Source organism: Monashia sp. HAY1-2A, assembly GCF_056755315.1.
Genome location: NZ_JBNDHY010000421.1, coordinates 1 through 270, shown reverse-complemented (window position 1 = coordinate 270; position 270 = coordinate 1). Strand labels below are relative to the sequence as shown.

Genomic DNA, 270 nt, shown 5'->3' with positions numbered 1-270 from the left:
GCCAGGAGCCCGCGCTCGCTGCCGGTGTTTCGCCGTCGGACCCGTCCTACGGTGTGGAGTCCCAGGAGTCTTGGGGCGTTCTGGGAATCGACGGTTCGGCCACGCCTGTCCCGGCGGAAAAGGGCGACTACCCCCGGTTCTACAGGGAACTTTCCGCCTCGCTCAGGGGCCAGGGCCAGCTGCCCGTCCAAGCTGAGGAAGCGCTGGAAACCCTCAGGATCATCGAAAACATTCACGCCTACGCCTAACGGCGTTTCACCGCATCAACAC

General features: G+C 64.4%; 1 pseudogene. It reads left to right on the top strand.

Going from position 1 to position 270, the window contains the following annotated elements:
* A pseudogene (locus tag ACPYOM_RS22560) lies at window positions 1-248 on the top strand (oxidoreductase); the annotation flags it as partial.
* Window positions 249-270 lie beyond the last annotated feature (22 nt).